Below are 23,085 nucleotides of genomic sequence, written 5' to 3' on the forward strand. Positions count from 1 at the left end.
GCCGGGCGCCGGCCTGGCTTCGCCGGACGACCGGCAATGCGCAATCCAACAAGGCGATAGCGGGCCCACCCTCGGGGTAGACGCTCCGATCCGGCGCCTGGCCTGCGCGCCGGCTGCCGCCATCCCTCCGGCCGCGTCGCTCAGCCCGCCGAGGCCTGCGCCGTCGCCGCGCGCAATCCGACGGCCAGGCTGCGCTGGTGCAATTCGGCCTCGACCAGCCAGGTTTCCAGCGCCTCGGCGTGCAGGGGATTCTGCTCCCACAGGCAGCGCACCGCTTCCTTGAGGCAGCGCGCCAGGGCCGTGAGCAATGCACGGTCACGCGCTTCCGCCACGGCCACCGGCGTGCCGTCGGCCGCGATGTGCAGCACCTCGCCATACTGGTCGTAGGCAGTGCCGGGCCATTCGACGAACATCTCGGGCCAGCCATGCATGCGCCGGAATTCCAGATGGCGGGCATCGCGATCGCAGCAGATCTTGAACTTCACCCTCGCCCATGCCTCGGCACCAAGGGTCAGTCCATGCAGCGTCAGGTCGAGATGGCGGTACACCTCACCCGGCAGCAATTCATCCAGCGTCACGCGTGTCGCGGCCACGGCGTCGCGGCCCTGGCCGATGCGAAACGCTTCCACCGGCGGGGCCGCAGGTTCGGCAACCGCTTGCGGTACCGGCGCCGGAAGCGCGACCGCGGGCGGCACAGGCGCAGGCGGGACGGCCCGCGCCGGCCGCGACAGCATCACGCGCAGCCGGACCTGGCCATCGCGATTGTCCCCGCCTTCGGCCGCGACCAAGATGCGCGCCGTCCCCGGCGCGGCGCCGGCCTCGACCGCGACATTCTCCGGCAGCACCTGCGCACCGGTATCGACGTCCAGATGCCAGGCCTCGCCCGGCGGCCAGGCGAAGGTCAGTTCCGCGGCATGCCCCATCCATTGCACGGCGGCGCGCGGCGCCTCGGGCGCGGCCCGCACAGCCGGGGCGTCGGGCGCGCCGAGCGCCGGCACCGGCGGCCGCGCCTGCACCGGCAGGCTCGGCCGCCACAGCGCCCAGATCTGCTCGATCAACCCACCGGCGCCATTGGCGGCGTGAAAGCGCTGCGCCGCCTCGGCCGAGGCGCGGGCCAGCACGGCGCGCTGCACCACCGCGGCCTCGAAGGCGGAGTGCAGGCCGGCGATGGTCCAGTCGTGCGCCGCGACCGCGCCCGCACCCCATTCGGCGGCCTCGCGTTCCAGCCAGGTGCCATGCGGCACCACCACGGGCAGGCCAAGGCCCACCGCCTCCCACAGGATGCCGGAGGATTTGCGCGCATAGGCCGCCGGTTCGTGCGTGCAGACCAGCAGCGACGCCGATTCCATCAGCCGCTGATAGGCATCGCGCGGCAGACGACCGCCCTGCACGGTCACATTGGCGCGACGTGCGGCGAGGGCGGCGAGTTCCTCGCAGGTCTGGCGTGCCGGGCCCCAGGCCGTCGTCTCATTGACATGCAACAGCACGTCCCAGTCCGGTTGAGCGGCGGCGATCGCCTCCGCCAGGCCTGGCAGCAGCAGCACCCCCTTGTCCGGCTTGGCATCGCCGATGAACAGCAGGCAGGCCGGGCGCGCGCCATCGGGGCGCGGCGCGGTGCGGCGCGGCGCGACCGGGATGGGATGCGGCGGCACCGGCTGCGCGAACAGCGCGCTGAAGTCGCGCGACATCTGTTGCCCGGTGGCGAACAGATGGACCTGCGGCCCGGGTTCGGCCGCCCTGCGTTGGCCCAGCTGGTAGAACAGCGCGGTCAGCGCGTCCCGCACCACCGGCGCGCCATCGCCGCCGTCGGCCAGGCCGGGGTCGAACATCAGGTGCAGCAGGAACAGCGGCGCGCGCGACGGGTCGAATCCCTTCATCCAGCTGGCGTAGCCGAGGAGGTGGTTCTCGTTCAGCGTGGGCGCGAGCACGGCGTCGCCGGCGCGGAAGGTGCCCGGTTCGATGGCGGCGAGGTCGTCGGCCAAGGTTTCGTTGAACAGGTGGAAATCGTCGTAGCGGCCGGCGACCGGGTCCTGCGCGGCCCGGGCATAGGTGGTGAAGGTGAACCAGGGCCGGATGGCGATGCCTTCGGCCTGTTCGGCGGGGAAGTCGCGATGGGCGAAGATGACGACGGGTTCGCCACGCGCGCGCGCGGCGCGGGCGACGGCCAGGTCCCATTCCAGATGGTGCCCGTTTTCACGGTCGAGATTGGGGTCGAGGATGAAGAGGGTCATGTCGCAGACTTCTACCCGAGCCACATTGCGGCAGCCGATTCGGCCGAACACCGCATCTGCGGCACATAGGCACCACTAGCATCCACGATGGCAAGCAAGCGCTGAAGGCCTCCTGCACTCCTTCGAACCTCCGCCGGGCAGGTTGATCCTACGGAACGTCGGGCCCCATGTTGGGCTTGGTCCAGTGAAATGGGGCGAGATACAAGATCGGCGTTGCGTGTTCCGATCCGTCGGGCCAGACCTCGCACGAGACGAAATTCGATCCGCTTCGAAGATCGCGTGATCGCCAACTCCGGAGAACCGCCGCTAATGAAAATTAAAAAATCGAATAATAAATACTGTATATTCACAAGCGCAGGAAATAGAAATGTCATTAAGTCTTGGGTAAATACTACATCTTTTCGCCAATTTGATCTTATCGTCGCGTATTACGATGATGACGATATTACATTTCAAAGTTTGCAAAATCTTTCAGATTTATGTTTCCGCATAAAAGGTGGAAAATATCAGAATATTTGGAATCTTTGGAAGAGTAATAAAATTTCCTTGAGTTCTTATGATTATGTATGGATTGCTGATGATGATATGCAGATAAGTTATGCTGATATTGTAAGAGCATTTTCTATTGCTGATCATTTCTCATTTTGGGTATCTAGCCCTTCCCACGATCCTTCCGGTAAGATTTCTAACCCATTTATGATTAAGAAGGATGGAGATCATGATATTCGATTAGTTACTTATATCGAAGTAACATGGCCGATATTTCGATCAGACATGTTAGAAAAATTTTTGGCCGTATATGATGGAACGCTTACATGTTGGGGCGTTGATCATTGGTGGGCTAATGTTTTCCAAACCGAACGTAATTTCACCTCAGCAATTTTCGATTGCATTTCCGCCATCAACACACCCGATGAGCAAAAAGGCGGCCGGCGCGAAATCGGTCGGCTCGTTACCGACCATGCTCTCATCGAGGCCTTCGAACAGGCCAAGAAGAAATACAACTTTGCTGGCGTGCGCCCACGAACAGTAGCGAAGATATCTCTTGAGTGGGATGTGCGTTTCGCCATCCTTGGACAGTCATCAGGCAGCAAAAATCCCATCAAGAAAATACGCGCCGCGCGGATGCAAACTGGATCGTCATCGATCGAAGCGCCGGGCGCGGCGCAGGCGACGCCCCGGTTCTCGGAATCCGAAGGCAGGTTCCTGGAGCGTCATGTTGCCACCGCCTCGAGCGCCCTGTTTTTCGGGGCTTCCTGGCTTCTCACGACAGCAGTCAGCGGGGCATGCGGAACAATTGTTGCCGTCGAGACCAGCGAATCTGCGCTTCGCACAGCGCTTGAGGACCCGCACGTCAGCGACGCAACAAGGTCAGGCCGCGTCGAGTTCATCCACGTTGAACTCGGACAGCTTCGCGCCAACGGGCAGCCGGCAACACGCACCGCAATGTCACGGTGGTCCGCATTTCCGGATGCGCCTTGGCCGTCATGGAACGAAGCCGACAGTGGCCCGGAACTCGTCATCGTCGCCGGGCCGTTCCGCAAGGCGTGCTGCATCCGCTCGCTCATCCATTGGCACCAGGCGGGACGCACGCCATCAATTGGGATCATTCTCCACAATCTCTCCGGTCCGAATTTCGACTTCGTCGAAGACCTGTCGCCGTACTTCGAGGTTCGCGATCGCGCGGGAGCATTGGTCCAACTGATGCCGCGGCGCATCACGCCCGCACAGGCGACACATGCAAACTTCCTGCTGTCGCGCTGGCAACTGGACCTTCGCTGAACGTCCGCCGCATCGCACAGTGAATCGCGCCTGCGATCAGAGAGGATTGGAATGCGGGATTGCGGCTGCCGCTGATCCAGGATCCGCCCCCGGTGGTGACGTGATCCGGAGAATGGGTCATATTCCTTGAGAATGCTTGATCTTAGGGCAGGGACACGCGGGCGAACCGTTACGATCAAGCCGTCTGGCGAGCGCACCCTCGGGGCAGCAGCCAGGGCAGCTTCAACAACCCAGAATGTGAGCAATTCAATCGATGCAGGCAATCGAGTTCATGGCCCGCCGTATGCGGGACTTCGCGCCCCGGACGATCTTCGATGTCGGCGCCAATCAGGGTCAGTCCGCACAAGCCCTGAGGAAGGCCTATTCCGACGCGCGTATCTATTGCTTTGAGCCCGTGCCGAGCAGCCGCGACCTTCTCGAGACGGCCATGCTTGGCGATGAGGGGACGACGGTTCTGCCGATCGCGCTCGGCCGTCGGCAAGCCACAATGCGCATGCAAGCGCGTACCGCCAATCCGATGAATCGTTTGCTTCGTACCGACGAAAGCAACACCAATTCGATCGAAGTTGACGTCACGACCGGTGATCTCTTTTGCCTCGATCGCGGCGTCGATACAATTGACTTCCTGAAGATTGACACCGAAGGCAGCGACCTCGACGTTCTTCTCGGTTTCGGCTCGATGCTCGCTGCCAAGAAACTTCGCGTCATACAGGTGGAAGCCGGCATGAGCCCGGATAACGATCGGCATATACCTCTTGCTCGCTATCTTCCGTTCTTCGGTGATCACGGCTATCTTTTATTGCACCTGTTTGATGAAGTGCGGCGCAATCATCGGCAGCCGGTGGAACGACAGCAGCTTCGCGGCATGTGGTTCTGCAATGCCGTGTTTGTTGCCGAAGATGAAGGCTCCCTGATTCTTGGCCCGTCTGGCATGAATCGGTAGAGGCCACCCTTACGGAGCGCCGGTAAACCGCGGCGACGCGACATCCCTGGATGCCCAGGCGCGCGAACATCTCGGGGCTGCTTGCCACCACGAACTGGCCGGACGCGTCCTGCCCCCGTATGACGCTTCAAGACCGGTCGCGCGGACACCACCACCAGCCTGCCACCAAGGAGATGGCGCCACGATGGCTCCGAAGAATGACGTCTCGCAGTTCCTCGCGCGCTCCTTCTCGCAGGATGGCGAGGACCGCATCGTCGTGCGCCTGTTCCGCCATCGTCGCAACGGCTTCTACATCGACATCGGCGCGCACCACCCGCATCGCTTCTCCAACACCGCGCTGCTGCACGAAATGGGCTGGCGCGGCATCAACATCGACGCGACGCCCGGTTCCATGGACGCCTTCGCCGAGGCGCGCCCGCAGGACATCAACCTGTGGACCGCGGTCGCCGACCAGGAAGGCACGATCCCGTTCAAGGTGTTCGGCGAAGGCGCGTATAACAGCCTCGCGGTCAATCGCGTCGCGCCGGGCCGCGGCGGCCCCGACCAGGGCCAGGTGGTCGATGTGCCCTGCGCCCCGATCGACACCCTTTTGCTGAGGCACCTGCCTGCCGACCAGAAGGTGGACTTCGTCTCCATGGACGTCGAAGGATTCGAGATGACGGTGCTCGGCCGCTATCCCTTCGACACCCACGCCCCGGCCGTCATCGTCGTCGAGGACCATGGCTTCGACATCGCCAACTGCGCCAGGTCGAAGGTCTACCAACTGCTGACCGGCAAGGGTTATCGCCTGCGCTGCCATATGCTCTTCTCTTCCGTCTATGTGATCGAAGAAGCGCTGAAGCAGCCTGCATGAAGCCCGTTCCCCAACTCGAATCCGCGGCTGCCGTCTTCGCCGAGATCGACGCCAACCAGACCCGCCTGTCCGACATCCTCCAGGGCGTCGCAGCGGATGCGCATATGACGCAGGTGCTAGCGCGCGCGAAGGCGTCGCGCGACCGTCTCGCTCGCATCATCGCGCGCGGAGAACTCGTCGTGTGCGGCGGCGCGCTGCCGGCCGACCAGATTGCCCGCGAACTCGGCGTCGCCAAGGTGACCATCATCGCCTTCGACAGCTTCATCGCCGGGCAGTCGCGCTGCGACCTGCTGCTGGTCAACCACCACACCTTCTTCCAGAACCAGGCCTCGGTCGATGCCCTGGCCCGCGCCGCGCGGGATCCGGACTTCGTCTCCGCCATCCAGTTCCGCGACCATCACCACATGTATCGCCGCAACCTCGACCTCGCGGCGATGGTCGACTTCGTCTTCCCCGGCCACCAGTACAAGCACGAGTATCTGCGTGCGGCGAACATGAACATCCTCGCCGTCATCCCGATGTGCTGCGGGCAATGGTCCGACGGGCTGATGGCGAAGCTGTTCGCCGAAACCGCCGGCGCGGCGCGATCGGACGCGCTGTATGGCGGCTACGGCTTCTACCCGCGCTATCGCGCCCGCACCGCCTTCATCGATGCGATCGGGCAGGCGATGCCCGACGGCAAGGTCATCCAGTGGCGACCGAACATGGCCGGCAGCTACCTGTCCCTGTCGCATGAGGACCGCTTCCGCGACTGGCTCGGCCACAAGGTCTCGGCCGTGGTGAACACGGATTTCTGCATCCCGAACCGAGTCTTCGACGCTCTGGCGGCCGGCCAGATCCCGCTGGTCCCGCATGGTCTTTCGCATCTGGAAGCGGTGATCCCGGCCGAACACCAGGCGCAGCTGCCCGTCATGCGCTACGACGATTTCGACATCGACAGCCTGCGCCGCGCCCATGCCGCGGCCCTTGCCGCCTATGACCGCGACGGCGCGGAAGGTGCGGCGCGTCGGCACGCCTATGCGCTGCGCTTCCACACCTACACCGACCGCGCGCGCCGCATGCTGCGCGAATTGCGCCGCGTCGCCGAACAGTCCGCCTGACGCCGGGCCGGCAACCGAAGGATCATCGCGATGCCCCTGACGCTCCGGCTCCATCCGGAGGCCCGCGTCGAGATCGACCCGGTCCTCGCCGAACGCGTCGATGGGCTGGTCGAAGCCGCCGCCGGCGCCGTGATCGTGCTCGGCCGGCCGAAGAATTTCGGCCCGCGCGGCCGGCTGGTGGTCTCCGCCGAGGCGAATTCGCAGATCCATATGGCGCCCCGCTGCTTCTTCAACGGCCTGACCATCCGCGCGGCGGGCGGCGGTGCGGTGCGCATCGGCCCCGAATGCACCTTCAACGGCGCCGAACTCGTCGCCTTCGACGGCCCCACCATCCACGTCGGACGCGACTGCATGTTCAGCAGCGAGATCCGCGTGATGACCACCGACCACCACGTGATCCGCGACGCCGCCACCGGCGAATGCATCAACCCGCCGGAGGATGTGGTGATCGGCGAGCATGTCTGGGTCGGCCGCGGCGTGCAGATGGTCAAGGGCGCGCGGGTCGGCGACGGCTCGGTGATCGGCGCGCGCGGCCTGGTCAGCGGCGAAATCCCGCCCGGCTGCCTGGCCGTCGGCGTGCCGGCGAAGGTGATCCGCAGCGGCATCGTCTGGGAACGGTAGAACAGATCGCGCCCGACTGAAACTCGGCCAGGCGCACGAAGACGCTCCTCCAACCAACAGGTCGGAGCGATCTGCGTCAGCGCGGTCGAACGCAAGCCGCCCCAACCTCCGGCATCGCCGGTCAGCCCGCCGCGCCCAAAGCCTCCGGCGTCACCACCCGCTCGCTCAGCGCGACGCGCGCGATCAGCAGGTCGACCACCTTCTCCTCCAGCAGCGGCGCGCGCAGCGCCTCCAGCGCCTGGGCATTGCCGCGATAGAAGTCGAGCACCTGGCGTTCCTGCCCCGGATAGCGCGTCGCGTCCTGGCGGATGGCGCGGGCCATTTCCTCCTCTGACACCTGCACGTCGTGGGCGCGGGCGACCTCGGCCATCAGCAGGCGCAGGCGCACGCGCCGCCCGGCGATGGCGCGGTATTCGTCGCGCAGCGTCGCCTCGTCCTTGCCGGCATCGGCGGCGTCGCGGCGGCCGGCCCGCGATTCCGACTGCTGTCGCTGCCAGATCTGGTCAAACTCCGCCTCCAGCAGGCTGTCCGGCACCGGGAAGTCAGCGGTGGCGGCCATCGCATCCAGCAGCGCCGTCTTCAGCCGCAGCCGCGACCGCGCATCGTATTCGCGCTGCAGGGTCCGCTGCACCGCGGCCTGCAGCGCCGCAAGATCGGCGAGGCCCACGGCCTGCGCCAGGCTATCATCCAGCGCCCGCGCGCGGCGCTGCTTCAGCGCCGTGGCGGTGACGCGATAGCGCACCCGCTGGTTGGCCAGCTCGCTTGACGGATGGTCGGCGGGCAATATCGCCTCGACGATGCGCGTCTCGCCGGGCGCCAGGCCTTCCAGCTGCGCGGCAAAGCCGGGCGGCATGGCGCGGCCGCCGACCTCGATCGCCTGGCCGGTCGCGGCGGCGCCGGCGAAGGGCGGTGCCTCCGGCTCCTCGTCACCGGCGAAGACGCGCGCCGGGCCGATGCGCAGCGTTACGTCGACCTCGACTCCGCCCTTGAAGGCGATCTCCAGCAGGGGCCGCGCATAGGCCAGTGCCGGATTGTCCGTCATCGCGACGGTGGCGCGCATCTCCTGCGGTCCCAGCATTGCCGGGCGGCGCGACCCGCGCAGGATGTCGTTCTCCGACCGTTCGTTGAAGCCGAGCCGCACGGCGCTGTCCTCCGGCAGGTCGCCGGCCAGCAGGCGGGCGCGCATGCACAGCGTCAGCACCTGGCCCGGCGATGCGCCCAGCCCGTTGGAGGGCGCCGGAAAGACGCGCAGGAAGGCCCCGGCGCGCGCCGTGCCGCGCAGGGCGAGGTCGAAGCAGGGCAACCCCTCCTCCAGGCCGGTCGCGACGATCTCGCGCTCCAGCCCGGGAGAAGCGTCGATCGCCCAGCGCGATGGCGGCAGGCCGGGATTGCCCGGCCGCGCACCAAGCCCCGGCCCATTGCCCAGCAGGTCGATCGGCAGGCCGCCCTGCAGGTCGCAGACCAGCACCTCCCCGCTCGCAGCGGGCCGCGGTGCGATCTCCTCCAGCGTGCCGTGACGGGCGGCGAGCCGCGCAAGCGCTGCGCGCAGATGAGCTTCCCCGGGCTGCGCGCGCAGCCTTTCGAGCCGCAGGCCGGACAGGTCCGGCACCGGCACCTCGGGCAGCAGTTCGAGTGTGACGCCGATGGCCAGGTCGCTGCCATCGGCGAAGGCGCCGATATCGACCTTCGGCGCCAGGGCGGGACGCAGCGCGCGATCGGCGACCAGCCGGCGGACCGCGGCGGCCACTTCCTGTTCCAGCACTTCCCCCAGAACCGAGGCACCGAAGCGCTGCATCACCACCGACCACGGTGCCTGCCCACGACGATAGCCGGAAACCGGCACGGCCTTCGCGATCTCTGCCAGGCGGCTGTCGCGCAGGCCGGCGACGTGGGCGCCCGGCACGGTGATGCGGTAGCCCCGCTTCAGGCCGTCATGGAAAGTCTCGGTCACCTGCATCGTGGCGTGTCCGTCGAAATGCGCGGGGCATCGGGCGGGCCCCGGCGGATGGTGCCGTTCCGAAGCGTGTAGCCGAGGCCCCAATGCCGCGAAAGGCGGCGCCGCCTGTGCTGCGGCGCAATACGATGTTGCCATTTGACACTGGCAGCGCGGCCCGCGTCGGGCCAGATAGGAAGGCGAAGGGGTGTGCCCATGGATGCGTCGAAGCCTGATGCCATGTTCCGCGAAGTCGGCTCCGTCACCGCAGCGCCCTGGCGCGCCATGCCGGATGGTTCTGCTGGCCATGTCCCTGGCCGGCTGCGCCCTGCCCATCGAGCCCGCTGAATCCGGCATCGCCGCGCCCGCCCGCTTCGTGGCGGGGCAGCCCGCGCCGGCGCCCGCGCCGGCACCCGACCCCGCTTGGTGGCGCGCCTTCGGTGCCCCCGAGCTCGACCGGCTGATGGAAGCGGCGATGGCGGGCAACTACGACATGGCCGCGGCGGTCGCCCGGCTGCGCCAGGCGGATGCGGGGCTGCGCATCGCCGGCGCCCAGCTGCTGCCGCTGGTCGAGGGCAATGTCTCGATCGGCCGGTCGCGTGGCACATCCGCCACGCCCGGCACGCCGGCCGAAGCGGGCCGCCGCTATGGCGGCAGCATCCAGGCCAGCTATCAGATCGACTTCTGGGGCGGCCTGCGGGCGCAGGAACAGGCGGCGCGCGACAGCGTCACCGCCGCAGAATTCGGCATCGGCACGATCACCCTGACCACCCAGGCCGCGGTGGCATCGACGCTGTTCGACCTGCTCGGCGCGCAGGAACAGCTGGCCAACCAGAGCGACAACCTGCGCATCGCCGAACGAACGCTGGCGATACTGCGCCAGCGCCTCGCGGTCGGCACCGCCACCGGCCTCGATGTCGCCCAGCAGGAAGCGGTGGTGGCGCAGCAACGCGGTCAGGTCCCGCCTCTGGAGCAATCGGTCGAGGCCAATACCTTCGCCCTGGCGACGCTGGCCGGGCTGACGCCGGCCGAAGTGACCATCGCCGGCCAGCGCCTGGCCGCGATCCGCGTGCCGGAGATCCCGCCGGGCGTGCCCTCCGCGGTCCTCGCTCGCCGGCCGGATGTCCGCCTTGCCGAGGCGAATCTCGCCGCCGGCAGCGCCGATGTCACCGCCGCGCGGGCCGCGCTGTTCCCCACCATCGCCCTGACCGCCGATGGCGGCTTGCAGTCCATCGCCCTGCAGACCCTGCTGCGCCCGGGGGCGACGATCTACAGCATCGCCGTCGGGCTGACCCAGACGATCTTCGACGGCGGGGCGCTGCGCGGCCAGCTGGCGTTGACCCGTGCCCGGCGGGAGGAATTGCTGGCGAACTACCGCGGGGCGATCCTGGCCGCGCTGCAGGATGCGGAGACCAGCCTGTCCGCCCTCCAGCGCAACCGGGAACTGGTCACCTTGCAGATGGCACGCGTGGAAGCGGCCCAGCGGGGCTATGCTATCGCCGACGCGCAATTCCGCGCCGGAACCATCGACCTGCTGACGGTGCTCACCACCCAGACCACGCTGTTCAATGCCAGGTTGGCCTTGGCGCAGGCACATACGCTGCGGCTGCGGGCGGCCGCCGCGCTGTTCACCGCCCTCGGCGGCGGCTGGACGGTGGACAGCATGCGCGCCGTCCAGGCCGCCGCAGGGGGACCGACGCCATGAACGAGCTGCCGCGCCCGCCACTGCCCAAGACTTCGGACGCGCTGGAATCGCAATCCCCGCCGCGGCGCCGCCGGGCCTGGCGCTGGCTGCTGCTGCTCGCGCTGCTGGGCGGCGGGGGCTGGTATGCCTGGCAGCGCGGCTGGCTGCCCTGGCTGCCGCAGCCGCAGCCCGCCGCGACAACCGCGCCCGCCGGCTTCGGTCCGAATGGCGGGCCGCGCGGGCGCGCGACCGTGCCGGTCAGCGCGGTGGAAGCCACCGTCACCGACGTGCCGATCCTGCTCGACGCGCTTGGCACGGTGCAGGCCTTCAATACCATCACCATCGTGCCGCAGGTCGCCGGTCGCATCACCGAGATCGCCTTCACCGAAGGCCAGGATGTGAAGGCCGGGGAGGTGCTGGTTCGGCTCGACCCACGCAGCTACCAGGCCGCACTCGACCAGGCGATCGCCACCAAGGCGCAGCGTGAAGCGCAATTGGCCAATGCGCGGCTCGACCTGCAGCGCTACGCCACGCTGGTGCGCGGCCAGGGCGCATCGCAGCAGACGCTCGACACCCAGCGCGCCACCGTCGCGCAGCTTGAAGCCCAGGTGCAATACGACCAGGCGACGATCGAGAATGCGCAGGTACAGCTTGACTACACCGTCATCCGGTCCCCAGTGGATGGCCGCGTCGGGCTGCGCCAGGTCGATATCGGCAACCTGGTGCAATCCAGTTCCAGCGGCATCGTCACCGTCACCCAGGTCCGCCCGATCAGCGTCACCTTCACCTTGCCGCAGCAGGCCCTGTCCCAGGTGATGGAGGCAATCGCCGCCGGCCCCGTGCAGGTGGAGGCGCGGCTGCCCGAGCCGACCATCCCGCGCCAGGACGGCGCGGCGCCGCCGGCCAATCCGGTCGGCACGCTGGTCACGCTGGACAACCAGGTGGACCCGACCACCGGCACGATCCGGCTGAAGGCGACCTTCCCAAACGACGACCGGCGCCTGTGGCCCGGCGCCTTCGTCAATATCCGGCTGCAGGTGGCGATGCTGAGCCGCGTCACCGCCATTCCGCTGGTGGCGGTGCAGCGCGGGCCGGACGGTGCCTATGCCTTCGTCGTCCAGGCGGACAACACGGTGGAACAGCGCCCGCTCTTGCTCGGCGTCGTCGCCGGCACCCAGGCGGTCGTCCAGCGCGGGCTGCGGCCGGGGGAACGCGTGGTGACCTCGGGTGCGCTGCGGCTGACCGCGGGTGCGGCGGTGCAAGTGGCCGAGCCGGTGCGCCCGCCGGCCGCAGCGAGCCAGCCGCAGCGGCGCCGCGGGCCGCCGGGCGCAACGCCGGGTGCGGTTCAAGGCGGGCCGGCGGGTGCCGCGCCGGCGGCCGGCGATGCCGGTGCGCCTGCCGGCCGCGACGGAGCCACGCCGGGCGGCCGTCCGGGCGGTCGCGAGGGCGCCGCCGCGGGCAACCGTCCGGGTGGCGCGCCAGGCAATCGCGACGGCGGACCGCCAGTCAGCCGTCAGGGTGGCGCCGAGGGCGCAGCACCGCCTGCCGCACCGCGGTGATCCGACGAGCATGAATATCTCGGGCCCCTTCATCGCCCGGCCGATCGCTACCTCGCTGCTCGCGATCGCGCTGCTGCTGGCAGGGTTGTATGGCTATCTGCGCCTGCCGGTGTCCTCGCTGCCGGAGGTCGATTTCCCGACCATCCAGGTGACGACGCAGCTGCCCGGCGCGTCCCCGGACACCATCGCGGTGCTGGTGACGGCGTCACTGGAACGCCAGCTCGCACAGATTTCCGGGCTGAACGAGATCGTCTCGGTCAGCGGGCCGGGCGTCAGCCGCATCACGCTGCAATTCAACCTCGACCGCGACATCGACGATGCGGCGCAGGATGTCCAGTCGGCGATCAACGCGGCGCGCGGCACGCTGCCCTCCACCCTGCCCTACCCGCCGACCTACGCGAAGGTGAACCCAGCCGACCCGCCGATCCTGACGCTGGCGCTGACATCGGACACGCTGCCGGTCGCGCGGCTGTCCGATGCGGTGGATACCCTGCTGGCGCAGCGCCTCGCGCAGGTGGGTGGCGTCGGGCGCGTGGCGGTGCAGGGCAACATGCGCCCAGCGGTGCGGCTGCAGGTCGATCCGCGCCGGCTCGCCGCCTACAATCTCGGGCTGGAGGATGTGCGCACCGCCATCGTCGCCGCCAATGTCGCCGGGCCGAAAGGGTCGGTGGATGGGCCGCAGCAGGCCTCGGCGGTGATGGCGAATGACCAGCTTTCCGCGCCCGCGGCCTTCGCCAACCTGATCATCGCCTGGCGCGGGGACGCGCCGGTGCGGCTCAGCGATGTCGGCACGGCGGTCGAGGGGCTGGAGAACACGCTGACCGCCGCCTGGTACAATGGCCGCGCGGCCGTGCTGGTGGATGTGCAGCGCCAGCCCGGGGCGAACATCGTCGCCACCGTCGCCGCCCTGCGCGCGCAGTTGCAGTCACTGCAACGCGCCCTACCGGCGGGCACGGAACTATCCATCGTCGCCGACCGCACTGAGATGATCCGCGCCTCGGTCGAGGAAGTGCAGCTGACGCTGGTCATCGCCATCGTGCTGGTGGTGCTGGTGATCTTCCTGTTCCTGCGCACTGCGCGCGCCACCATCGTGCCGGGCGTCGCCCTGCCGCTGTCCATCGTCGGCACCTTCGGGGTGATGGCGCTGTGCGGCTACACCATCGACAACCTATCCCTGATGGCATTGGTGATCGCGACGGGCTTCATCGTCGACGACGCCATCGTGATGATCGAGAACGTCGTCCGCCTGGTCGAGAAGGGCCTGCCGCCCTTGCAGGCGGCCTATGAGGGCGCGCAACAGATCGGCTTCACCATCGTCTCGCTGACCGTCTCGCTGATCGCGGTGTTCATCCCGCTGCTGTTCATGGAAGGCGTGGTGGGGCGGCTGTTCCGCGAATTCGCCATCGTGCTGTCGATCTCGGTGCTGGTGTCGATGATCGTCTCGCTGACGCTGACGCCGATGATGTGCGGCTACCTGCTGCGCCCGGCGGAGCAGGAACGCCCTGGTTTCGTCAATCGCGCCTTCGAGGCGGGATTTGAGGCATTGCGTCGCGGCTACGCCCGCACCCTGGCCTGGGCGCTGCGGCGGGAGGGCCTGATGCTCGCCATCGCGGCGGCGACGCTGGGTGGGACGGTCTGGCTCTATGTCGACATGCCCAAGGGCTTCCTGCCGCTGCAGGACACCGGCATCATCGCCATCACGACGGAGGCGCCGCAGGATGTCTCCTTCCGGCGCATGTCCGACCTGCAGCGCGGCGTTGCCGAGATCGTCGCCCGCGACCCGGACGTCGCCGCCGTCACCTCGGTGGTGGGTGCGGGCACCATCAACCCGGCGCAGAACACCGGCCGCCTGACCGTGGTGCTGCGCCCGCGCGCCGAACGGGCCGACAATACCCAGGCCGTGCTCGACCGGCTCGCGCCGCTCCTGCCCGCACTGCCCGGCATCGTCGCCTATCCGCAGCCGGTGCAGGACATCCAGATCGGTACGCGGACATCCAGCACGCAATACCAGTACACGGTCATGGACAGTTCCGCCGCCGAGCTGACCACCTGGGCGCCGCGGCTGCTGGAAGCGCTTCGTCGGCTGCCGGAACTCCGCGACGTCGCCACCGACCAGCGCGAGGACGGGCTGCGCATCGCCCTCGATGTCGACCGTGTGCGCGCCGCGCGGCTCGGCGTGACGATGCAGGCGATCGACGATGCGCTGTACAGCGCGTTCGGCCAACGCCAGATCAGCACGATCTACGGCCAGTCCAACCAGTACCGCGTGGTGCTGGAGATCGACCCCGCCCTGGCCGGCGACCCCGATGTGATCGGCCAGTTGCGCGTGCCCGGCAGCACAACGGTCACGACCGGCGGCACCACGACGACGACCAGCGCGCAGGTGCCGCTGGCGGAACTCGCCACCATCACCCGCGTGGCTGGGCCGCTGACGGTGACGCGGCAGGACCAGTTCCCGGCAGCGACACTCAGCTTCAACCTCGCCCCCGGCGTCGCGCTCGGGGAGGCGGTGGCGGCGATCGCGCGCGCCGAGCGGCAGCTCGGCATGCCCGACACGATGGTCGGCAGCTATGGCGGCGACGCGGCTGAATTCACCCGGTCGCTGGCCGGCCAGGGGTGGCTGATCCTCGCCGCCATCATCGTCATCTACATCGTGCTTGGCGTGCTCTACGAAAGCGTGATCCACCCGATCACCATCCTGTCCACGCTGCCCTCGGCGGGGATCGGCGCGCTGGTGGCGCTGCGTATCTTCGGGCTCGACCTGTCAGTGGTAGGGCTGATCGGCATCGTGCTGCTGATGGGCATCGTCAAGAAGAACGCCATCATGATGATCGACTTCGCCATCGAGGCGCAGCGCGAGCACGGCATGACCCCGCGCGAGGCGATCACCGAGGCCTCCATCCTGCGCTTCCGCCCCATCATGATGACGACGATGGCCGCGATCCTCGGCGCCGTCCCGCTGGTGATCGGCCATGGCGCGGGCAGCGAGCTGCGGCTGCCGCTCGGCATATCCGTGATCGGCGGGCTGCTGCTGAGCCAGGTGATCACGCTCTACACCACCCCGGTCATCTACCTGGCGATGGAGGATCTGCGCGCCCGGGTGGCGTCGCTGACCCATCGCCCGCGGACCCAGCCGGCGGAATAGCATGTCGATCTCCGCCCCCTTCATCGCGCGACCGATCGGCACCTCGCTGCTGGCGATCGGCCTCGCGCTTGCGGGCTTCGTCGCCTATTTCAACCTGCCGGTGGCCCCGCTGCCGCGCGTGGATTTCCCGACCATCGCGGTCAGCGCCAGCCAGCCGGGTGCCGACCCGATCATCATGGCGTCCTCGGTCGCAGCACCACTGGAACGCCGGCTCGGCGAGATCCCCGGCGTGACCGAGCTGACCTCGACCTCCAGCCTCGGCAGCAGCAACATCATCGTGCAGTTCGACCTGTCGCGCTCGATCGCCTCGGCGGCGCGGGACGTGCAGGCGGCGATCAACGCGGCGGGGCCCGACCTGCCATCGGGCCTGACCGCGCCGCCCTCCTTCCGCAAGCTCAACCCGGCGGACGCGCCGGTGCTGATCCTCGCCCTCACCTCCGCCACCGTCGCACCCGGCGTCATCTACGATGCGGCCGACAGCATCCTCGGCCCGCGCATCGCGCAGGTGCCGGGGACCGCGCAGGTCAGCCTCGCGGGCGCCGAGCAGCCAGCCATCCGCGTCGCCGTCGACCCGGCCGCCGCCACCGCCGCCGGCGTGTCCTTCGACCAGATCCGCACCGCCATCACCCGTGCGAACGTGACGCAGGCGACCGGGCTGATCGATGGCGCGGACCAATCGGCGAGCATCGGCGTGAACGACCGGCTGACCACGGCCGGCGACTTCGGCGCCGTGGTGGTGCGCAGCCAGGGTGACGCGCTGGTCCGCCTCGATGCCGTCGCGCGCGTCGAACAGGGCCCGCGCGATCGCCGCCAGGCCGGGTTGTACAACGGCCGGCCGGCCGTGATCGTGACGGTCTACAAGCAATCCGACGCCAACGTGCTGGAGGTGGTGGACAGCATCCGCGCCTTGCTGCCCGACCTGCAGCGCTGGATGCCGGCGGGCATCGACGTCACCATCATGCGCGATCGGTCCCAGACCATCCGCGCCAGCGTGAAGGAGGTCGAGCACGCGCTGATGATCAGCATCGCGCTGGTCGTGCTGGTCGTCGCCGTCTTCCTGCGGCGCAAATCGGCGATCTTCGCCGCCGGCGTGGCGGTGCCGCTGTCGCTGCTCGGCACCATCGGCTGCATGTGGCTGGCCGGCTTCTCGCTCAACAACTTCACGCTGATGGCGCTGACCATCTCGGTCGGCTTCGTGGTGGACGACGCCATCGTGATGATCGAGAACATGGCCCGCTTCACCGAGCGCGGCCTGAAGCCGATGCAGGCCGCGCTGGAAGGGGCGAAGCAGATCGGCTTCACCGTGGTCTCGATCAGCCTGTCGCTGGTAGCGGTGTTCATCCCCCTGCTGTTCATGGGCGGGATCGTCGGGCGGATGTTCCGCGAATTCGCCGCCACGCTGACCATCGCCGTCGCGATCTCCGCGGTGATCTCGCTGACCGTCACGCCGATGCTCGCGGCGCACCTCGCCAGCACCGCGCCACGTCCGCCCGGCTGGTTCGGCCGCACCTTCGAAGCGGGCATGGACCGCCTGGTCGCCGGCTACATGCGCAGCCTGACAGTGGCACTTCGCTGGCGGCGGTCCATGCTGGCGCTGACTTTCGGGCTGATCGGGCTGACCGTGTGGCTCTATACCGTGGTGCCGCGGGGCTTCTTCCCCGATCAGGACAGTGGCCTGATCTTCGGCTTCGTGCAGGCGCAGCCGGACACCTCCTTCCAGCAGATGACCATCTACCAGCAGCGCGTGATGGAGGTGATCCGCGCCGATCCGGCGGTAGAGAACGTCTCCGCCGCTGTGGGCGGCGGCGGATTCTTCGGTTCGGGCGCCTCAGTGCGCCTGCAACTGACGCTGATCCCGCAATCACAGCGGCCGGGTGTCACTGCGAACGACGTCATCAACCGGCTGCGCCGGCCGCTCACCACCGTGACCGGCGTGCAGACCTTCATGCGCCCGGTCGCGGACATCGTCGTCGGCGGCCGCCAGGGCAATGCATCCTACCAATACGTCCTGCTGACGCCCGACATCGACGAACTGTTCACCTGGAGCGAGGCGCTGGTCCGCCAGCTGCGCACCGTGCCGGTGCTCGAGGACGTGTCCAGCGACCAGCAGCGCACCGGCCTCGTCTCGCGCCTGATTATCGACCGCGATGCCGCGGCACGGCTCGGCATTTCCGTGCAGGCGCTGGATTCGGCGCTGAATAACGCCTTCGCGCAACGCCAGGTCTCGACCATCTACCGCACGCGCAACCAGTACCGCGTGGTGCTGGAGGTCGACCCGCTGCTGACTGAGGCCCCGGAACATCTCGACCGCATCTTCCTGGCCGGCCGCGACGGGCCGGTGCCGCTCGGTGCGGTGACGCGGCTGGAACGCGGCATCTCGCCGCGATCCATCACGCATCAGGGGATGTTCCCGGCGGCGACCATCACCTTCAACCTCGCCGCCGGCGTCTCGCTCGGCGAAGCGGCTGCGGCGATCGAGAAGGCGGCGCTCGACATCCAGATGCCGGCATCGGTGCGCGGCGAATTCGCCGGCAACGCCCGCGCCTTCCAATCCTTCCAATCAGGCCTGCCGCTGCTGATCCTCGCCGCGGTGCTGGCGATCTACATCGTACTCGGCGTGCTGTACGAAAGCCTGATCCATCCGCTGACGATCATCTCGACGCTGCCCACGGCGGGCATCGGCGCGCTGATCGCGCTGCTCGTCACCGGGCTGTCCTTCACGCTGATCGCTCTGATCGGCGTCATCCTGCTGATGGGCATCGTCAAGAAGAACGCCATCATGATGGTGGACTTTGCGCTGGAACATGAACGCGAAGGCGGTCAGGGCGGCATGGAGGCGATCCTCGAAGCCTGCCGCGAACGCTTCCGCCCGATCCTGATGACGACGTTGGCCGCGCTGTTCGGCGCCATCCCGCTGGCGCTGGCGACGGGGCCGGGGGCGGAGCTGCGCTCGCCGCTCGGCATCACCATCATCGGCGGGATGATCCTGTCGCAGGTGCTGACGCTCTACACGACGCCGGTGGTGTATCTGGCGCTGGAGCGGCTGGCGACAGCACGGCGGGCGCCACTGCGGCGGTTGGCGCGGAGCTGACGGGGATTGGTGGTACCAGATGGAGGGGCGCTGCCCCTCCAAACCACCCCGCCAGGGGCCAGCGAGCCCCTGGACCGCGGGGAATTGGTGCCCCGCGCAGGAATGCCGGCCCTGGTGTGATGGATACGCCCCACGCCCGGCATTGGGACACGCCACGGAGTAACGAACGCCTCGGTCTGGCCGCGCCGCCCAGTGGCAGGTGCTGGTTCCCAAAGGCCCTGGGCCCTTGGTGGGCAGGAGGTCCGGAAGGGGCAACGCCCCTCCCGTTTCCGCTCACCCCTTGATCACCGCCCCGCCCAGCGACAGCATCAGCCGGTTCGCCCAATTGAAGAATGCCGCGCCCTGGATCACGTCGGCGACGGCGAGATCATCCATCCCGGCAGCGCGCAGCCGCGTCACATGCTCCGGCCCGAAGGTCATCGGGATCGCGGTCAGCGCGACGGATGCCGCGACAATCGCGTTCCAGCGCTCGCCGAGATCCGCACCGATGCCTTCCGCCAGCAGCCGATCGATATCGGCCTCCCGCTTCGCATAGGTCGCGGCGAACCGTGCGTGGACGGACGCGCAATAGATGCAGCCGTTGAAGCGCGACACCGCGGCGGCGGCGAGTTCGCGTTCGGCCCGCGGTGCCCCGCCATCCGTGTTGTAGAAGATGTCCTTGTCGGTACGCGTGCGATGTTCCAGCGCGTCCGCGTCGCGCGCCAGCAGGCGGAAATAATCCCGCTTGATCCGCGCCGGATCCATCAGCGCGGCGATCTGCCGCTCGCTCAGGTCGGCCTCGGCGACGGGCTCCACGAAGGGCAGCCAATCGACCATGGCGCGGGTGAATACATTCGGCTCGGTCGTCATGCCGGCGCTCCCGGCGTTGCGGCCAGCACGCGAAGGCCTGCGATGACGCGGATCTGGAAAGAGAGGAAGGAGACGAGCTGAGACAGCGTGACCAGCGCATCTACCGTCCAGCCTGCATCGGTCAGCGGGCGGAAGCGTTCGGCCGATGCGTCGCGCGGATGGAAGACAAGGAAATGGGCATGCGCGAAGGCCGTCTCCAGCCGCACACCGAGGGCCGCCGCGACTGGTGCCGAGAGCGTGAACCCAGGTGCCGGCACGTCTTCCACGCTGAGAGGACCGGGCGGGAAGCTGCCGGTCGGCCCTTCGGCCAGCGTCTCTGCCACTGCCAACGCAACGGTTTCAGCGAGCGCGGAACCACCGTGCTCCAACAGCCCGGCGGCGTAGTGCTCGATCGTCGCCGGCGCGCGATGCAGCCCGGCGACATAAGCCGCAATAGCGAAGCGCTCGGCATAGGAAACGTCGCCGGGTTCGGCCGGCAATAGCAGCGCCTGGTAGCTCGCCTGCGCATGGGTACGCGCCGCCGGCCGCCGGGCACGCACCGCATCCAGCGGCGATCCCGGCGCGATGCCGACCAGGGTATCGATCACATCCGTCACGATGTCGGTTCCTTGATTCAGGCGACGCGCAGCGTGGGTTCAGCCGGCTTGCGCTGCCAGCCGAAGGCGGGGGCCACGCCTTCCGCCACCAGTTCGATAGAACGCAGCACGAAGGGATGCGGCGGATCAACCGAATGCACCTGCACCGCGAGTTCCGTCGCGCGATCCATCACACGATCCGCGCGCAGCGATTCGATCACCTGCTCCACCGTGCCGATATGCACGTCCTGGCGGCGGATGACCTCCTCCGTCTCACGCGGCGCATCGGGCACGCGGCCGAGCGAGACCAGCCGCTTGTGGTAGCGCTGCAGGCCGATCTCGGCGAAGCGCATCGCCTCATCGCGCCGGTCGGCGGCGAAGACCGAACGCGACGCCAGGATTCGCGGTGCCACACCCGCCGGCAGTGCTTCGAGATAGGCATCGACCATCGGATCCTGGATATCCGCCAGCGTCGCGTCCGGGGCCTCCTTGGGCCGCGGCTGGGTGCGCGACAGTAGCAGCCCCATGCCGAGCTTGCCGGCCGCGCGCGCGCCATCGACCGAGAAGGTTGCGTACCACATCCGGTCGAGCAGCGCCGGCTGCGCCGGATAGACGTGGTCGCCGCCCTTCAGCGCCTCACCACGCAGCGCGCCGAGCAGTTGGTCGAGCTTTTCGGCAAAGACCGTCCGCCGGTCGGCATCCTGCAGTCCGAAGGCGGCGAAGGCTTCGGGATTGCCGCCCGACCCGACGCCGAGTTCCACCCGCCCGCCGGAGATCAGGTCCAGCACCGTCGCATCCTCGGCGACGCGGATCGGCATTTCCATCGGCAGGGTGACGATGCCGGTGCCAAGGCGGATGCGCGACGTCAGTGCCGCGACCTGTGCCAGCAGCACCAGCGGGGACGGCAGCCCGCCCTCGAATTCATGGAAATGGTGCTGGGCGACCCAGGCGCTGTCGAAGCCCTGCGCCTCCGCATGCCGGATCTGCGCGACGGCGCAGCGGTAGCGTTCCGCGGCGCTGCCCTCATCAAGAACCCGGGTGAAGAAGCCGAGCTTCATGGTGCTGCCTTTCCTGGTCCGCCTGCGCCGCCCGGAATGGCCGCGATCAGGTCGCGCGTATACGCGTTGGCGGGGCTGTGGAACACTGTTTCCACAGGCCCGGATTCCACCACCTTGCCGCTGCGCATCACCGAGACGGTGTCGGCGATCAGCCGCACCACGGCAAGATCGTGGGAGACGAAGACATAGGTGAGGCCGAGTTCCCGCTGCAACTCGTCCAGCAATTCAAGGATACGCGCCTGGACGGTGACGTCGAGTGCGGAGACCGCCTCATCCAGCACCACCACGCGCGGCTTCAGCACCAGCGCGCGTGCAATGGCCACGCGCTGACGCTGGCCGCCCGATAGTGCCGCGGGCGGGCGCGTCAGCACGCCGTCGGGCAGGCCGACGCGCTCGATCATGGCGCGCACGCGGCTTTCCCGTTCAGCGCGGCCGATGGATTCGAAGTTCCACAGCGGTTCCTCGACGATCTCGCCGATGGTCTGGCGCGGGTCTAGCGAGGCGAAGGGGTTCTGGAACACCAGCTGCACCTTGCGGCGGAACTGGCGCAGCGCTTCGCCCGACAACTGGGCGACATCGGTGCCGCCGACCTCGACGCGCCCGGCGGTGGGGCGCAGGAAGCCGGCGATGCAGCGCGCCGTGGTGGTCTTGCCGGAGCCGGATTCACCGACCAGCGCATGGGTCGTGCCTGCGCGAACCTCGAAGCCGACATCGTCCACCGCGTTGAACAGGCGGCCGCGTTCGCCGGCGACCGGGTAGGCCTGCAGCAGGCCCTCCACCTTCAGCATGACGCCCGCGCTGACCGGCACCAACGGGCGCGCGCGCGGCGTGGCGAGCGACGGCGCATCGGCCAGCAACTGCCGCGCATAATCGCTGCGCGGCGCGGCGAGCACCTGGCGCACCGGCCCGGCCTCCTGCACCTCGCCCTGGCGCAGCACCACCACTCGGTCGGCGCGGTCGGCGGCCACGCCGAGGTCGTGGGTGACCAGCAGCACGGCGGTGCCGTCCTCCCTCCGCAACTCGTCCAGCAGGTCGAGGATGCGGCGTTGCACCGTCACATCCAGCGCGCTGGTCGGTTCATCCGCGACGATCAGCCCCGGGCGCAGCGCGACGGCGATGGCGATCAGCACGCGCTGCCGCATGCCGCCCGACAGCTGATGCGGGTATTGCTGCGCGCGCATTTCGGCCGGTTCCAGGCCGACGCGCGTCAGTAGTTCCAGCACGCGGGCGCGGATCTTGGCACGGTCGCGCTCGCCATGGATCTGCAGGATCTCGGCGATCTGCGCGCCCACCGTGCGCACCGGGTTCAGCGAGGTGGTGGGGTCCTGCGGGATCAGGCTGATGCGCGCCCCGCGCAGGGCGGAGAGCTTCTTTTCCGGCCAATGCGCGATGTCGGTGCCATCGAGGCGGATGGAGCCGCGCTCGATGGAACCGTTCGCCGGCAGCAGGCCGAGCACCGCCTGCGCCGTGGTGGTCTTGCCGGAACCGGATTCACCAACTAGCGCCAACACCTCGCCCGGGGCGACGGTGAAGGAGACGCGGTCCACCACGCGGCGCGACGTGCCGCCGCTGACGTATCGGATGGCGAGATCCTCCACCGCCAGTAGCTTGCCGCTGGCGGCGAGCGTCGTCGCGGGTGCGAGGCGCGCGGCGAGGTCCAT

15 protein-coding genes are annotated in these 23,085 nt (G+C 68.4%); 9 read left to right on the forward strand and 6 right to left on the reverse strand.

Annotated elements, in window-relative coordinates; genetic code table 11:
• Positions 1-140: 140 nt before the first annotated feature.
• The gene (locus AAFN86_RS23310) at positions 141-2,231 is read right to left on the reverse strand and encodes a hypothetical protein (protein ID WP_347545959.1); all 2,091 of its coding nucleotides are present in this window, start codon (positions 2,229-2,231) and stop codon (positions 141-143) included.
• A gap of 279 nt (positions 2,232-2,510) precedes the next feature.
• Between AAFN86_RS23310 and AAFN86_RS23315 the strand changes: the two genes are divergently transcribed.
• From AAFN86_RS23315 to AAFN86_RS23335, 5 genes are all read left to right on the forward strand, one after another.
• Complete coding sequence (locus AAFN86_RS23315; RefSeq protein ID WP_347545960.1) at positions 2,511-4,013, forward strand: hypothetical protein; 1,503 nt, start codon at positions 2,511-2,513, stop codon at positions 4,011-4,013.
• A gap of 253 nt (positions 4,014-4,266) precedes the next feature.
• Positions 4,267-4,956, forward strand: coding sequence for an FkbM family methyltransferase (locus AAFN86_RS23320; RefSeq protein ID WP_347545961.1), 690 nt, complete (start codon positions 4,267-4,269; stop codon positions 4,954-4,956).
• A 184-nt stretch (positions 4,957-5,140) separates the two neighbouring features.
• Positions 5,141-5,809: an FkbM family methyltransferase gene (locus AAFN86_RS23325; RefSeq protein ID WP_347545962.1), complete on the forward strand. Its 669-nt coding sequence runs from the start codon at positions 5,141-5,143 to the stop codon at positions 5,807-5,809.
• Positions 5,806-6,909: a hypothetical protein gene (locus AAFN86_RS23330; RefSeq protein ID WP_347545963.1), complete on the forward strand. Its 1,104-nt coding sequence runs from the start codon at positions 5,806-5,808 to the stop codon at positions 6,907-6,909. Before AAFN86_RS23325 ends, AAFN86_RS23330 begins: the two co-directional genes overlap by 4 nt.
• A 30-nt stretch (positions 6,910-6,939) precedes the next feature.
• Positions 6,940-7,530 carry an acyltransferase gene (locus AAFN86_RS23335; RefSeq protein ID WP_347545964.1) on the forward strand — a complete coding sequence of 197 codons (591 nt, stop codon included), beginning with the start codon at positions 6,940-6,942 and terminating at the stop codon, positions 7,528-7,530.
• A gap of 121 nt (positions 7,531-7,651) precedes the next feature.
• Here AAFN86_RS23335 and AAFN86_RS23340 read toward each other — a convergent pair whose 3' ends face one another.
• Complete coding sequence (locus AAFN86_RS23340; protein ID WP_347545965.1) at positions 7,652-9,487, reverse strand: trigger factor; 1,836 nt, start codon at positions 9,485-9,487, stop codon at positions 7,652-7,654.
• Between the two features lie 268 nt (positions 9,488-9,755).
• Between AAFN86_RS23340 and AAFN86_RS23345 the strand changes: the two genes are divergently transcribed.
• The 4 genes from AAFN86_RS23345 to AAFN86_RS23360 are packed head-to-tail and all read left to right on the forward strand — an operon-like array spanning position 9,756 to position 18,942.
• Positions 9,756-11,168, forward strand: a complete 1,413-nt coding sequence (locus AAFN86_RS23345; RefSeq protein ID WP_347545966.1) for an efflux transporter outer membrane subunit — start codon at positions 9,756-9,758, stop codon at positions 11,166-11,168.
• A complete protein-coding gene (locus AAFN86_RS23350) occupies positions 11,165-12,706 on the forward strand; it encodes an efflux RND transporter periplasmic adaptor subunit (protein ID WP_347545967.1) in 1,542 nt (513 codons plus the stop codon). The genes AAFN86_RS23345 and AAFN86_RS23350 overlap by 4 nt, the downstream gene beginning before the upstream one ends.
• Positions 12,707-12,716: 10 nt before the next feature.
• Positions 12,717-15,851, forward strand: coding sequence for an efflux RND transporter permease subunit (locus AAFN86_RS23355; RefSeq protein ID WP_347545968.1), 3,135 nt, complete (start codon positions 12,717-12,719; stop codon positions 15,849-15,851).
• A 1-nt stretch (position 15,852) separates the two neighbouring features.
• Positions 15,853-18,942 (forward strand): efflux RND transporter permease subunit, encoded by a 3,090-nt coding sequence (locus tag AAFN86_RS23360; protein ID WP_347545969.1) that lies wholly within the window; start codon positions 15,853-15,855, stop codon positions 18,940-18,942.
• A 273-nt stretch (positions 18,943-19,215) separates the two neighbouring features.
• Here AAFN86_RS23360 and AAFN86_RS23365 read toward each other — a convergent pair whose 3' ends face one another.
• From AAFN86_RS23365 to AAFN86_RS23380, 4 genes are read right to left on the reverse strand one after another with little or no spacing between them, the layout of a single operon-like run.
• Positions 19,216-19,791: an alkylhydroperoxidase domain protein gene (locus AAFN86_RS23365; protein ID WP_347545970.1), complete on the reverse strand. Its 576-nt coding sequence runs from the start codon at positions 19,789-19,791 to the stop codon at positions 19,216-19,218.
• Entirely contained in the window at positions 19,788-20,387 is a 600-nt protein-coding gene (locus tag AAFN86_RS23370; RefSeq protein ID WP_347545971.1) for a CMD domain protein, read from the reverse strand. Before AAFN86_RS23370 ends, AAFN86_RS23365 begins: the two co-directional genes overlap by 4 nt.
• 17 nt (positions 20,388-20,404) lie before the next feature.
• On the reverse strand, positions 20,405-21,424 hold the full coding sequence (locus tag AAFN86_RS23375) for a putative FMN-dependent luciferase-like monooxygenase (RefSeq protein WP_347545972.1): 1,020 nt from the start codon (positions 21,422-21,424) through the stop codon (positions 20,405-20,407).
• Positions 21,421-23,085, reverse strand: a complete 1,665-nt coding sequence (locus tag AAFN86_RS23380) for an ABC transporter ATP-binding protein (protein ID WP_347545974.1) — start codon at positions 23,083-23,085, stop codon at positions 21,421-21,423. Before AAFN86_RS23380 ends, AAFN86_RS23375 begins: the two co-directional genes overlap by 4 nt.

This window comes from Roseomonas sp. CAU 1739 (assembly GCF_039839775.1).
Lineage (GTDB): Bacteria > Pseudomonadota > Alphaproteobacteria > Acetobacterales > Acetobacteraceae > Neoroseomonas.

Excerpts from the sequence above, each read along its gene's own strand:
- AAFN86_RS23310 (WP_347545959.1), bottom strand. The coding sequence starts at position 2,231 with ATGACCCTCTTCATCCTCGACCCCAATCTCGACCGTGAAAACGGGCAC.
- AAFN86_RS23320 (WP_347545961.1), top strand. The coding sequence starts at position 4,267 with ATGCAGGCAATCGAGTTCATGGCCCGCCGTATGCGGGACTTCGCGCCC.
- AAFN86_RS23325 (WP_347545962.1), top strand. The coding sequence starts at position 5,141 with ATGGCTCCGAAGAATGACGTCTCGCAGTTCCTCGCGCGCTCCTTCTCG.
- AAFN86_RS23330 (WP_347545963.1), top strand. The coding sequence starts at position 5,806 with ATGAAGCCCGTTCCCCAACTCGAATCCGCGGCTGCCGTCTTCGCCGAG.
- AAFN86_RS23335 (WP_347545964.1), top strand. The coding sequence starts at position 6,940 with ATGCCCCTGACGCTCCGGCTCCATCCGGAGGCCCGCGTCGAGATCGAC.
- AAFN86_RS23340 (WP_347545965.1), bottom strand. The coding sequence starts at position 9,487 with ATGCAGGTGACCGAGACTTTCCATGACGGCCTGAAGCGGGGCTACCGC.
- AAFN86_RS23345 (WP_347545966.1), top strand. The coding sequence starts at position 9,756 with ATGGTTCTGCTGGCCATGTCCCTGGCCGGCTGCGCCCTGCCCATCGAG.
- AAFN86_RS23350 (WP_347545967.1), top strand. The coding sequence starts at position 11,165 with ATGAACGAGCTGCCGCGCCCGCCACTGCCCAAGACTTCGGACGCGCTG.
- AAFN86_RS23355 (WP_347545968.1), top strand. The coding sequence starts at position 12,717 with ATGAATATCTCGGGCCCCTTCATCGCCCGGCCGATCGCTACCTCGCTG.
- AAFN86_RS23360 (WP_347545969.1), top strand. The coding sequence starts at position 15,853 with ATGTCGATCTCCGCCCCCTTCATCGCGCGACCGATCGGCACCTCGCTG.
- AAFN86_RS23365 (WP_347545970.1), bottom strand. The coding sequence starts at position 19,791 with ATGACGACCGAGCCGAATGTATTCACCCGCGCCATGGTCGATTGGCTG.
- AAFN86_RS23375 (WP_347545972.1), bottom strand. The coding sequence starts at position 21,424 with ATGAAGCTCGGCTTCTTCACCCGGGTTCTTGATGAGGGCAGCGCCGCG.
- AAFN86_RS23380 (WP_347545974.1), bottom strand. The coding sequence starts at position 23,085 with ATGGACCTCGCCGCGCGCCTCGCACCCGCGACGACGCTCGCCGCCAGC.